The organism is Paenibacillus sp. 11B, from assembly GCF_030487755.1.
Classification (GTDB): Bacteria; Bacillota; Bacilli; order Paenibacillales; family Paenibacillaceae; genus Paenibacillus; species Paenibacillus vandeheii.
Map to the genome: position 1 here is coordinate 101,353 of NZ_JAUKNS010000010.1, position 12,211 is coordinate 113,563.

14 protein-coding genes are annotated in these 12,211 nt (G+C 41.4%); 2 read left to right on the top strand and 12 right to left on the bottom strand.

Annotation, left to right across the window (positions count from 1 at the left end; genetic code table 11):
- Positions 1-6: 6 nt before the first annotated feature.
- Positions 7-336, top strand: a complete 330-nt coding sequence (gene merP / locus Q0V21_RS30820) for a mercury resistance system substrate-binding protein MerP (RefSeq protein WP_274360035.1) — start codon at positions 7-9, stop codon at positions 334-336.
- A 3-nt stretch (positions 337-339) separates the two neighbouring features.
- Positions 340-1,980 (top strand): mercury(II) reductase, encoded by a 1,641-nt coding sequence (gene merA, locus Q0V21_RS30825; RefSeq protein ID WP_274360036.1) that lies wholly within the window; start codon positions 340-342, stop codon positions 1,978-1,980.
- Positions 1,981-2,031: 51 nt separating this feature from the next.
- Here the strand turns inward: merA and Q0V21_RS30830 are convergent, their stop codons facing one another.
- The 12 genes from Q0V21_RS30830 to Q0V21_RS30885 form a co-directional block, all read right to left on the bottom strand.
- The gene (locus tag Q0V21_RS30830) at positions 2,032-2,370 is read right to left on the bottom strand and encodes a hypothetical protein (protein WP_301882241.1); all 339 of its coding nucleotides are present in this window, start codon (positions 2,368-2,370) and stop codon (positions 2,032-2,034) included.
- Positions 2,371-2,907: 537 nt separating this feature from the next.
- Positions 2,908-3,630 carry a metal-dependent hydrolase gene (locus Q0V21_RS30835; RefSeq protein WP_301882242.1) on the bottom strand — a complete coding sequence of 241 codons (723 nt, stop codon included), beginning with the start codon at positions 3,628-3,630 and terminating at the stop codon, positions 2,908-2,910.
- Between the two features lie 13 nt (positions 3,631-3,643).
- Positions 3,644-5,599, bottom strand: coding sequence for an ATP-dependent DNA helicase (locus tag Q0V21_RS30840; protein ID WP_301882243.1), 1,956 nt, complete (start codon positions 5,597-5,599; stop codon positions 3,644-3,646).
- 90 nt (positions 5,600-5,689) lie between these two features.
- Complete coding sequence (locus tag Q0V21_RS30845) at positions 5,690-6,334, bottom strand: hypothetical protein (RefSeq protein WP_301882245.1); 645 nt, start codon at positions 6,332-6,334, stop codon at positions 5,690-5,692.
- A gap of 14 nt (positions 6,335-6,348) precedes the next feature.
- Positions 6,349-6,729, bottom strand: coding sequence for a PadR family transcriptional regulator (locus tag Q0V21_RS30850; RefSeq protein ID WP_301882247.1), 381 nt, complete (start codon positions 6,727-6,729; stop codon positions 6,349-6,351).
- Positions 6,730-6,749: 20 nt separating this feature from the next.
- Positions 6,750-7,268, bottom strand: a complete 519-nt coding sequence (locus Q0V21_RS30855) for a hypothetical protein (protein WP_301882248.1) — start codon at positions 7,266-7,268, stop codon at positions 6,750-6,752.
- A gap of 33 nt (positions 7,269-7,301) precedes the next feature.
- The gene (locus Q0V21_RS30860; protein WP_301882249.1) at positions 7,302-7,859 is read right to left on the bottom strand and encodes a hypothetical protein; all 558 of its coding nucleotides are present in this window, start codon (positions 7,857-7,859) and stop codon (positions 7,302-7,304) included.
- A 649-nt stretch (positions 7,860-8,508) separates the two neighbouring features.
- A complete protein-coding gene (locus Q0V21_RS30865; RefSeq protein ID WP_301882250.1) occupies positions 8,509-8,823 on the bottom strand; it encodes a hypothetical protein in 315 nt (104 codons plus the stop codon).
- Positions 8,820-9,212: a hypothetical protein gene (locus tag Q0V21_RS30870; protein WP_301882252.1), complete on the bottom strand. Its 393-nt coding sequence runs from the start codon at positions 9,210-9,212 to the stop codon at positions 8,820-8,822. Before Q0V21_RS30870 ends, Q0V21_RS30865 begins: the two co-directional genes overlap by 4 nt.
- 74 nt (positions 9,213-9,286) lie before the next feature.
- A complete protein-coding gene (locus tag Q0V21_RS30875) occupies positions 9,287-9,475 on the bottom strand; it encodes a hypothetical protein (protein ID WP_301882253.1) in 189 nt (62 codons plus the stop codon).
- Positions 9,476-9,639: 164 nt separating this feature from the next.
- Positions 9,640-10,683: a toll/interleukin-1 receptor domain-containing protein gene (locus tag Q0V21_RS30880; RefSeq protein WP_301882254.1), complete on the bottom strand. Its 1,044-nt coding sequence runs from the start codon at positions 10,681-10,683 to the stop codon at positions 9,640-9,642.
- Between the two features lie 186 nt (positions 10,684-10,869).
- Positions 10,870-12,126 carry a replication initiation protein gene (locus tag Q0V21_RS30885; RefSeq protein ID WP_301882256.1) on the bottom strand — a complete coding sequence of 419 codons (1,257 nt, stop codon included), beginning with the start codon at positions 12,124-12,126 and terminating at the stop codon, positions 10,870-10,872.
- Between the last annotated feature and the right edge of the window lie 85 nt (positions 12,127-12,211).

Genomic DNA, 12,211 nt, shown 5'->3' on the forward strand with positions numbered 1-12,211 from the left:
TGTTACGTGAGAGCAACAATGGGAATTATGATGTTATTAACTCTTTTATTATTGGGTACTGCTTGTGGTAACAATGAAAATACGGTGGAAGCTGCAGCCGCGCAAAGTACACCCGTTGCAAATGGATCAGCGACGTTCACGGTGACGGGACTTGATTGCTGCCCGCCTTCAGTGATTCAAGATTTAATTTCAAAGGTCGATGGGGTTAGCAAAGTAGACATAGAACCCATGGGAAGCAAAGGGAAAGTTACGGTTTCCTTTGATGATAAAAAAACTGATTTAAAGCAGATTCAAACATCGGTTACAAAATATGGATTTGGCGTAATAGGAGGATAAAAAATGAAAAAGTACCGTGTACATGTGCAAGGCATGACTTGCACCGGCTGTGAAGAGCACGTTGCAACGGCACTTGAAAGCATTGGAGCTGCGAATATTGAGGCGAGCTTTCGCCGCAATGAAGCCACGTTTGAATTACCGGATGACGTTGCGATCGAAACAGCCCAAAAAGCCATCAACGAGGCAAAATATCAATCCGGAGATGTGGAAGTTATCGAATCCCATGATGCTCCGGTTCTCGGCGATGAGGGCGACTATGATTTTCTTATCATCGGTTCCGGTGGGGCAGCGTTTTCCGCCGCGATTCAAGCGGTCGAACATGGTGCAAAAGTGGCGATCATCGAGCAAGGAACGGTAGGCGGAACCTGCGTAAATGTGGGCTGCGTGCCATCGAAAACCCTGCTGCGTGCCGGTGAAATCAATCACTTAGCCAATAATAACCCTTTCTTGGGGCTAACTACATCTGCAGGAACGGTGGATTTGGCTGAGCTAGTGAAACAAAAAAATGAACTTGTAACCGAAATGCGTGAACAAAAGTATGAACATTTGATTGGTGAGTACGGATTTGAACTCATTCGCGGAGAGGCAAAATTCGTTGATGAAAAAACCATCGAGGTCGGTGGACGAAAGCTTACCGCTAAACGATTTTTAATCGCGACAGGAGCTTCACCATCGATTCCGGATATTCCAGGATTAAAAGACGCTAACTATTTAACAAGTACGTCACTGCTTAACCTTAAAGAATTGCCAAAAAGACTTGCTGTGATTGGCTCAGGTTATATTGCACTGGAATTAGGTCAGTTGTTTCATAATTTAGGATCAGAAGTTACGCTGTTGCAAAGAAGTCCTCGGTTGTTAAAAGAGTATGACCCTGAAATTTCCGAATCTGTGACAAAAGCAGTCACCGAACAAGGGATAAATCTGATTACCCGTGTCACGTATGAGCGCGTTGAAACTAATGGGGATTTGAAACAAATTCATATTGCAGTAAACGGCGAAAAGAAAGTCATCGAAGCCGAGCAGTTGCTTATTGCAACCGGCAGAAAACCGAATACCGAAGCACTGAATCTTCGTGCAGCGAACGTCATTATTGGTACCAAATGCGAAATCGTGGTCGATGATTTTTTAAAAACCTCAAATCCTAGGATTTACGCCGCAGGCGATGTGACGATGGGTCCGCAGTTTGTGTACGTGGCTGCCTATGAAGGACGCATCGCGGCGGATAATGCAGTTGGTGGGTTAGAAAAAAAAGTAAACCTTGAAACTGTTCCGGGGGTCACGTTCACTTCACCTGCGGTGGCGACGGTAGGACTTACGGAAGAACAAGCCAGGGCAAAAGGATATGATGTGAAGACTTCTGTACTTCCTTTGGATTCGGTGCCTAGAGCACTTGTAAATCGCGAAACAACAGGCGTTTTTAAATTAGTTGCTGACTCCAAGTCGTTAAAGGTGCTCGGTGTTCATATTGTCGCAGAAAATGCAGGAGACGTGATTTACGCCGCAACACTTGCTGTAAAATTCGGTTTAACGGTCGAGGATCTACGCGACAGCCTTGCTCCTTATTTAACGATGGCAGAAGGATTAAAACTGGCAGCGATTACGTTTAATAAAGATGTATCCAAATTATCCTGTTGCGCTGGGTAAGATATATTATCTGTGGTAATTAACATGGTTGAGGAGAACGATTTCAATAAACTACAGGCTGCCCAGGCAGCCTGTTTTTGCGCATATATGGCTGTTTCTCTTATAAGTATACCTTAGCGTACGTTTTCCGCGTTTTGTTGGCGGTACCCCTTTATGCTCCTGATAAGCACACTCATGAAATACACCATCTGGTGCGAAAAATCCGGAAAGCCCGTTATAGTCTCTTGGACCACGTCTGACTCTATTGGCTTTCACCGCCACTGAATTGGCTTTCTCTCGAATCTTTGTTAAAACTAACTTGTCATCATTACTGACAGGTGCGTCATGATAGTCTAATAAATTGATTATCCAACTTGCTTCTTTTGTCGATAGATATACTTGTTGTCCCATATGAGCGTCACTCCTTTATAAATTATTGACTCATTGCAAGTTGCCGTTAGCTTCTCCGTGCTCTCTACTGTTTTCCGGATCTAGAGTTAATTCTGCATCCGGTCTAATTCATGAGCCCCTATTCCAACGTGTTTCCCAGTTTATTAGGATCATCGTAGAGGTACACCGGCCCTTCCCAGTAATACTCGCACCGTTCACATTCCCGTTCCACGTACCAACAGCCTAATGACTGATCAAAAGTCCACTCCTGCTGTTTGTCACTGCACGAACAATCTGTGACCATTTTACGGGGAGGGGGAGGCTTACTATAAACCGTAGGAGTATTGAGTGCTTCGATAATAGGTGCCTTTTCCGACATAGCTTTTCTGCGCTTCTTATTCCAAAACCACATTTCTTTCACCTCTTAAATTTTGATAATGGTGCAACTGCCGGAAGTAATCCGAGTAAGAAGATGCTATACAGGGTTTTGATGCTTCTTCATAGGGTTTGCGCACAACGCCTCCGGCTGCAAAACAGGAGATATTTGGGGTGAGTCCTTTACCAATAAATTTGGAATCTCCCGGTGTAGAATGTAATAACTAGAATGATTACTGTAAGACCGATACATGCTCCTTCCACAACCCCTCCCCAGCGTGAACCGGTACTCATGAGGTTAAACTTTAAACGATACTTAAATGGTGGAAGTGGGCGTATCCCCCGGTTCGTGAGGGAATCTGCTAACAGATGTAGAGCATAGGATAAGCTGCCCCCAATCCATATCGCACTGCTTATTTCATGTGAAGCAAAATATAAGATAGCTGCCCAGATGCCAAGTCCATAGATGGTGTGGGTGAGTCCCCGGTGTGGAAGAAAGACACAAACCACAAGTAAAGCACCAATAATGTAATTCCAAGGGGCAATACCTTGGCCAACTACGATCAAACTTGTACCGATCCCCACCATGCACATGTTCCGGAGTGTGCGGAGGGGGAGAAAGGAGAACAGTCCAATTGCGATCGCTATTCCTATATTCCACGGCCAAGGCATGACACCGGAAAAGAAGACGACTGCACCGGTTGCAATGAGTAAGAGCTGCAGAAGACGTATGAGCCCCTTTGGCAGTGTTCTTGAGACTATTAAAGAGTTGGGTTCATCAATATCCGGTAATAGAGCACTTATCCCCGTTATGAGTATGGCCGGAATAGTAATAGGCTGATTGAGGATAGCTAGTGCGGACAGTGTTAATCCTGTGCTAATGACAAAATGGGATCGTCCCATCATTTGAGTTGCCCCCTTAACAAGGTAGAATATGTACCAGATCGGACACGTTACGCGAATACTTGCATGTTGGCAAAGTCTTAATTATCATCTTTCCGTACCTTTTGGTGTACATACGATTATCCAGGATGATGACAGCCCCTTGGCACTGCATGGATCGATTCAAACGTCCGAATCCTTGCTGAAGTTTGACCATCATCTTGGGAAACATATAATCGAAGAAACTGCTACGCTCTGCCTTTTCTATCACAGCAAGCTGTGCTTGGATTAAAGGTTCATTGGGCATAGGAAAAGGTAGCTTTACAATGACAACGGTCGTCAAAGCATCTCCTGGTACGTCTACACCTGTCCAAAAGCTAGAACATCCTAGCACCACTGTCCGAGGTTCCGTCTTCAGCTGCTTAATAATGAACTCTCGATCACACCCAGGATACTGAATCAACAGATTCAACCCACTCTCGACACAGAAACTTTCTATGGATCTCCCGACTTGGTTCATGGTTTCAAAACTGGTAAACAATACAAGCATCCGGCCGCCGGTATACATGAGGATCTCTTCTAACTTTTCACCGAGGTACGTGTTGTAGTTAGAGCTGCTCGCATCTGGAGCGTCGTCCGGACAGATAATCATCGTTTTATTCTTATAGTCGAAAGGGCTGTCAACGATAATGCTGCTGTAGTCATAACCTTTAGCCCCAACACGACCAGCGTAGAATGCAAATGTTTTACCATTGGATGTGATCGTAGACATCGTGGCACTGGCAAGGACAACAGTCACTTTATCGAATAAACCTTTAGACAAGACAGCTTTTGGATAGAGCGGAGCTGCATGGAGTATAAGCTGGCCTCTGCTCTCAATCGTGGCCCAGTATGCCCATGATTTCCTTTCATTTGAGCTAATGAAGTCTAAGTCATCGTTCGATTCAAACATGCGCTCTAATACGTCTGAAACGCCTTTTAAGCGATAGGATTTAACCTTCTCGATAAAAGCACAGAGTGTGCTAACGACTTCCGATACCTCAATGCCCTGGTTCATCAGTTTAAATGCGATCTGTTTACCATCCTCGTTCTTCATGTGATCGCGTACATCTTGGTACACATCATCAATCTGTCTTTGAAAAGTTTGCCGCAGCTCATTCAGTTCCATCTGTTGATCCAATCCGAGTGAATTTACTGAGTTTCGTTTATATAGATTTTCAAATAAGTTTTCGAAGTGTTCTACACTGACTTCTTTCTCGAAAACTTTGCAGCATACATCCTCAATTTCATGAGCTTCATCAAAAATGACTGCATCATAGGGCGGTAAAGAGCCATTTCCGCCGGTTTTCTTTCTCATTTTCAGATCATTAAAGAAATATGCGAAATTGGTTACGATGATATGGGCTTTTTGCATCTGTCCTTTGAGTACTTCAAGCATACAATTGTCTGGTTTGGAGGTGGCAGGACACCTGGATGCACTAATTTGCCGCCAAAGTTTGTCCTCGACATCAAACCCAAGCTCGGTACGTTCTCCAATCCCATCACGGCTCATACGGGAATGTATTTTTTGGATGACTTTTGCATCCTCATCCGCACTTAAAAGTTTTTCTTGCCACAGCTTTTCTACCTTTGTATGACAGAGGTAGTGATCCTTGCCTTTAACCAATTGATACTTGAGTTTCATGTCTTCCATTTCTAAGATGCTTGCTACTCGGGGGAGTTCAACATTAACGATCTGTGTCATGAGGGGAATGGTGTGAGTACAAACGATGACTGTTTTTTTGTTTTGAATGGCCCAGCGTGCAGCGGGTGTTAAATAACCCAATGATTTACCGGTTCCTGTACCTGCTTCACAAAGCAAATGTTCACTTTTCTCAAGCGCATGTCCTACTTTCGTAGAGATCATGATTTGCGGAGCCCTGGGCGTATAACCATTTATCATTTTAGACAGATGGCCATCTGCCCCAAATGCGCGTTGAATGAAATCGTCCATTTTTGCATCATCCTATCATATATATTAATATACTAATATATTAACAAATTAAAAGCGGAAAGTAATCCTTTCCACTGGAATTGTTGATGTTTATGCTTCAAATTTTCTCAAAGTATCCTTATTAATCTTACGCTTCAGGTGGTCTGGTATATGTTCAAAGCAATAGGTCATTTTCTCGCGGTTTAAGTTAGGGACCTGACTCAGTAGTTCCCATTCATCTGCAGTGAGTACTTTATTACATACTAGGCATGTCCGATTAATTGCTTCTTTGGAATGCACGATTTTGGCTTGATTCCCAGGGTTCATATGTTCCAAAAGATGCTGCAGAGCAGGATTACCAGCCCAATCATTCTTTTTGTATGGAGCCAGATCGCGCCAACCCATTTGATAAGTATCCAATGCGGTAAGATAGGCTTCGTTCACAGCTTGGTCAACAGCTGTAGTGATATTCTTTGGTTCAGTAGCAGGATCACCTGGAATCACAGCAAATCCGTAACCGTCACGAGAATATACATCAATTTCAATCTTAACAATGGATTTTACATATCGATGGGGTACATTGATTTCGAGTTCCTTAATCTCCAGGTTCCACCGACTTTCGGTTGCTGATTCCACTCGATCGGTGTACACCTGGTTCGGTATATAAGGTCTATTGTTATCACTGCGAAACTGAACTGTACCATTGGCAAAAGTACGTTTCAGCTCGGTTACTATTTGTTTGTAATCTCTTTCCAATGGTATTCTTCCCTTCACTCATATTTCTTCAATGTGGACTCAAACGCCTTATAAACGCGTAATGCCAATGAGACCCGGTCTGGAAGATCTCGCTGAAGCTGTTTGAAATATTCAATACCATACTCCGTGATTTCGTAATAGCGGTAATAACGGTTCTCGCTTTCCCAATAACTATGAGCATGGCCTTTTTCAGCAAGCTTCTTAAGCCTTTGGGTGAGATAGGAGTCGTTGACTCCCACTCCCTTCAATGTTTTGGTAATGACTTGATCGAGTTCTTTACCGAATCGCCGTCCGGACTGTAACTCGGCCAGAACTAAAAAGTCGATAACTTGCTGAACTTTGACCACATGCCCTAAGGATGACTGTTTATCAATTTTGGTTATATCTTTGCGCATGCAGGTTTGCCTCCTTTGTTTTATTGAACGAGTTTTTTGAAGATTAACTTCATGAACTTATCTGATTTCTTTTCAGGAAACTGGTCGGTGAATTCTTTAAGAATGGTAGTAAAGTCTTCAGAATCTCGTGCAAGCCAGTGTAAATACTGTTTGATGGTAATCTGCCAGATCGTGTTCTGAGCCACATAAATCGGCTTTTTTTGGTAGTGCAAAATAAACATTAAGCTAACTAGATTAAGCAAAGCAAAAATCGCTATGAAACCAGCTGAACCAAATTTAAATAATAAATTATTTAGAACTGCAGTACAAACTAAAGATCCAATGGTTGCAACGATGGTAGCAGTTGTGATGTAAAAGTCCGTGATCTTATGCAGTTTTTCTGTCTTGGCCAGTTGTTCCATGCCGTAGTAGCTAAACAAGACCAGGTTTTTAAATTCAATTTGGTTCGAATCTGTCAGACCACTCATGTACTCAGTGAGTTCAGCCTTACCTGGTTTCCGTTCTAAAAATTCAAGATATGTTCTGAGTTTGAGAGACACATTCAGGTCTCCTTCCGGTTTGAGTTATGAGCATTAACGTAACTGGGGATGCTTGGCAGTATACACTGCACCACTCTGATGATACTTCTCCAATTTAATGACCATATCATAGTACTTTTGTCTTCTAAAAAAGCTCGGACCGAATGTATCTCTGTAGATCACATGATTTGTTGCTAGGGTACCTGTGCAACGCATAGAAGTAAGCATCTCCGTGATCAAGTCGAATTCTGCACTTACATCATCTACTACAAAAAAGTCTGGAGCTTGGATGCTACCTATTTTTAATTCATCACTCGCTGCTTGATCGAAATCTACATTAATTGCTCCGGCAACCCGATGAACATCCCAAGGATGGATGTGTCTCTCATTATATGTTGTATTAGCTCCATTTCGATAAATGTAACCAAAATGAAGTTCCGGATTAGTCAGTGATATCAAATCCTTCAGCAGAGAGGTCTTTCCGCTGCCAACTGGCCCGGTAAGGAGGATGTTCTTATGTTCTTCAATATGTTCTACGATTAAGGCAACTGATGCTGACTCAAAGTTCCACTGGGCAAGACGTGCAAGGTTAGAAACCGGTTCAATTTTCAATATGTACACCCCTTATAAAGTTGTTTGAAGAACTGGGTAACTCAAGTATAACACAAACTTACGTGATTACAACTTACGTGTTAACACGTAAGTTGAATCCGCCTTTGCATCATTCCCCTCTATCTCCGTATCTCCCCTCTCCTTTAAAACCCAACTGATCTCTGTATCTAGATTCGTACTCAGAAACAGAACAGCAAAATTAGTTACTATATCCGTATCTATTCTTTTGCTAAGTACGTATCTATAACAGAACAGAAATTCTGTTTCTATATACGAACAAAGTAACAATTTTCGATAGAATGGGGGCGCGGCTGGATCGTGAAAACCAGGTCACAAAGGGAAAGACGATCTGGAAAATAATGTAACTTTGTTCATGATACAGATTATCTACCTTAAGGGAAACTAAATCCGCGCAAATGGTTCCCGTATGAAGAGACAAGGTACTAGTGGAGTGAATCTGAAATGTACGTCCCAAGGTGCAGCAACGAACGTACGTAAACATATAGTGATTCAGATGTCGTAACAGGAACCTCGCTGTCGTATAGCCGAAGGGACACATTAGAAATTAATGATGCGTGTAAACACGTAAGATTAAAACACGTAAGTTTACCTCTCTGCTGCTGTGCCACATGAAAAGATAGAAATCTACTTAATGATCTATTGTGATGACCCCGTCCGGATACCTATGAAATTCTTCTATAAGTACCGAAAGCCATAGTACAGCGATCCGGTAAGTGCTCGCCGTACTTAAGAGGTTGAACTTCCTGTGTCGCTGAGATTCAGCAAGCAACTTTTTTAATCCGAGTTTAAGTGTTGGCAGCACTTCTATCGAGATTTTTCCATCCGATTCATAAAGAACCTCATATACTCCGGCTTCTTTCCACATTCGATTTAGATTATGCCTGGTGTGCTTATCATCCGCATTATTCCCATCTTCAACGGTTAAACGAATATCCAAGCTCATCTTGTTCCTCTTTTCTCGTTGATCACATCACTCATCTTATTTCGTAATCCTATTAGATGAACCATTTTCTCTCTAATTTCCTTATTTATCTCGGGTACATCAGGAAAAACTTTATCACCGTCCAAATAACAATCAATTTCGCTGCCATTGTCAAATCTTACTGTGAATGATCCGTCACCCATCCATCGGGCAGTATACATTTCAATTGTTCCATTGGTACATATGGACGCTTCTGTAATCGCATCATTGAGTGGCTTGAGCACTAATCGTTTAACCGGCCCAGTAGGATCAAATTTATCACACTCTTCATTCGTACAGATCCATCTTGCTTCTCCATACTGACCTTCTCGCATAGATGAGCCACATAAATCACAGAGTTCAATAGCCATCTTTATCTTCACCTTTCCATTGAGTATTTCATCAGACCGTTCTCAATATTTCCGTACAAAAAAAGGGTCACGCTTCATGGTTTGATGTTCCCTTGCTTATTCACAAGCTTTGGCTGTTCACTCTTGGCCACGATCTGGCGCTTCTTGTAACCTTTTAAAATAAAATAAACCACTATGATTAATGCAATCGGAATTCCATAATTAACTACCATATAGAATATTAGTAATGTTAATAGCCATACCATGGCAGTAATCTCGTTCAATTACAGGCCTCCTTTGTGCGAAACGATCAGACTATTTAATAATATAACGAATAAGGATCAATTCCAATATATTAATTAATATATTGGAATTGATCCTTATTAAGTTCATTTTATGGATAACAAAAAAAGCCGCATATCTGCTGCTTCAGAGACTTTTAGAAACATTATTCTGAAGGAATTACACTAACTCCAAAAAGTTCCTCCCAGCAAGTTGAAAATTGAAGACCAAAACGTATACCTGGATTCTCTCGATAGAATCGATCCTGAATGGTATCATGCCAATTACTAATCACTTTAGCCAAGTTATTTAAAGCAGTCTCAGCATCGCGGATTGATGGATGCTCTTCATCCACATACCATCCATCATCCCATTTAGTTAGTCCTTGCCCCTCTAAATTCGAAAGAATACCGTTAGTGTATTGATCTCCAGTAAAAGGTTTATTGTTGTACGTATAATAAAGCATGCTACAAGCTGTTTTATTTAGTGATTTCATAGATTCCTTTACCTGCTCAACAGCTTTCGAGAAGGTATCCCATTCATCCATCTTCTCATCATCCATAACTTTTACTGCATTTGCATCTTTCATTTCACGAAGTCGCTTATTCTCAGCACGCAGCTCAGTCAACTCATCTTCCACTTCTTCGTATGCTTCTTCCGCTGACCGCATTTGTTTTCTTAATTCTCTGACCAATGATACGGTAACAGTCTCTCTTGTACTCATTTCTTCAATGAATGGTTCAAGAGTGGACGTCTGGAAGTCTTCCGCACGCTTTAAGAACCGAGTCATATTTGTATTTTGACCAATTCCTCTTTCTGTAAAAGCATCCCATAGCTTTGTGAGCCCATCCCGATTGCCCAAGGATATCGTTTGAATAACCGATCTGTATGGGGTTTCATCTAAAGCCCTATGAGTGAGGGGGGGGACAATCAATGGCACGAGGTTAGCTTGATTGACCCAAGCAGCACCAAGCTCACAAATACAGAATGTACTTTCAAAGTAACTTGGTGTGAAAATAGGCATGATCAAGTCTGCTCCTTGCATCCCTTCCCGAATTTGCTCAACCCAATTCCCACCTGTCTTAAGCTCCTCATCCGAAGTGTTAAAAAAATTCTCACGAGTGAGGTTGAATTGATTCTGAAATAAATCCATCAACGTATTAACGAATTTCCAATCTGTTGAAGCATGACTTATAAAAATTTTGCTCATTCTCTACCATCCTCATGATTTGAATTATTTAACTCTATATATTAAATACCAAATACTATATTCTGACAATCAAATATATATATATAAACGCTTTGACTGACGATAGTGTTCTAACCGGATTTATTTTACGTGAGCCTTAGAAATAAAAAAGATGGAAACCATTTCGGTTCTCCATCTTTTATTTAATCAGCTTAGTTCTAATTGTAGTTGGGAATTGTTTTGAACAGCTAAAAATGTAAATGCTTCTTTGGCCCGGTGGTGATAAAAATCTTCAATTACCAGCGGTCTCTTATTATGAAGTAGCCGTTGCTCTGAAGCCTTGTTTATCTCTTGCATTATCTTCGTAAGCATTCCGCGAATTCCATCTTGCTCCGTTTCCATTCCTTCTTTAATACACTGATCGTGAAAAACAATATATCTTCCAATGCGGTCATTTAACATTCGGATGGAGGTTTGTATTTCATCATCATCTTCCGGATCAAACACTCTTAGGGCATCAGCATAATTTTCTTCAATAGCCCTAATGATGTATCCCGATATATTACTCACTTCCATGTTACGCTTTTTTTCGTACACATATTTGATGTTTGCCCGTATGTGTTCTTCGCCATGTTTAGAAAGCAATTCTTTAGCGAGTTTCTTTTTAATTTCAAACCGGGCTAATAGCTCAAGCGTATCTTCCTTATCAATGTATTCATCATCATTAAGGCTAGCCCGTTCTCCTTTATGGTTAGGGAAGATATGGAATATGATTCCTATCACCTTTGCACCACTCTTGATCTCCTCAAAAGTAAATCGTATATCTGTTTTTGCTTCCAGTTCCACCTGAGATGAAAGAAGTATCCGGTTTTTGAGATGGCTATACTTTACATACTTTCCTTCTTCCAGCTCAAGTTTGTCCCGCAACTGTTCCATGGTGAATTTACGCTTTTGCAGAGGCAGGTACTGTTTAAGTAGCTTGTACAATTTGGAGGAGTAGAAACTCTTCAAATAGAGTACATTCCATAACTTGAATTTAGTAAAGTTCTGATGGAGTTGCAGTAAATAAGGCCGCAGCATCTCAGAAAACTCCAGCTCAATCATGCCCTTACCATGATAATATCGTGCAGCAGCAAGCCAGTGTGCAGATAAGGTGGAATTCATGCTTCGTTCCTCTATTACTACTTTCTTGTCCTGGAGGCTATCGATGATCTCCCGAACCCGTTTATAGAAGTTTTTCTCAGTTAAGCCCAGCTTCTCAGCAATATCCTTCACTCGGAAGTGATGTGTCTTGAAACTCGTATCTTCCGGATGAATCCGTGAGGCTAAAATATATATCAATCGTTCTTCATGTAAGGTTAAATTTGTCCGTGCTTCAATCAATGCATTGGACTCGGAGACAATGTAGTGGTCTGAGATCGTATCAAGTTCAAATTCAAATTCTAACTGGTTATCCTCACCCATGTTATTATCCTCACTATATCTTTGATAATTAGATTGTATGGTAGTATCAATGTATTAGCCACTCCTTTTCTTGTGGCCTTTCTGT

Bases quoted from the DNA above. Each gene is read 5' to 3' on its own strand.
- Q0V21_RS30885 (WP_301882256.1), bottom strand. From the start codon at position 12,126: ATGGGTGAGGATAACCAGTTAGAATTTGAATTTGAACTTGATACGATC.
- merA (WP_274360036.1), top strand. From the start codon at position 340: ATGAAAAAGTACCGTGTACATGTGCAAGGCATGACTTGCACCGGCTGT.
- Q0V21_RS30835 (WP_301882242.1), bottom strand. From the start codon at position 3,630: ATGATGGGACGATCCCATTTTGTCATTAGCACAGGATTAACACTGTCC.
- Q0V21_RS30865 (WP_301882250.1), bottom strand. From the start codon at position 8,823: ATGAGCTTGGATATTCGTTTAACCGTTGAAGATGGGAATAATGCGGAT.
- Q0V21_RS30850 (WP_301882247.1), bottom strand. From the start codon at position 6,729: ATGCGCAAAGATATAACCAAAATTGATAAACAGTCATCCTTAGGGCAT.
- Q0V21_RS30840 (WP_301882243.1), bottom strand. From the start codon at position 5,599: ATGGACGATTTCATTCAACGCGCATTTGGGGCAGATGGCCATCTGTCT.
- Q0V21_RS30830 (WP_301882241.1), bottom strand. From the start codon at position 2,370: ATGGGACAACAAGTATATCTATCGACAAAAGAAGCAAGTTGGATAATC.
- Q0V21_RS30870 (WP_301882252.1), bottom strand. From the start codon at position 9,212: ATGGCTATTGAACTCTGTGATTTATGTGGCTCATCTATGCGAGAAGGT.
- Q0V21_RS30880 (WP_301882254.1), bottom strand. From the start codon at position 10,683: ATGAGCAAAATTTTTATAAGTCATGCTTCAACAGATTGGAAATTCGTT.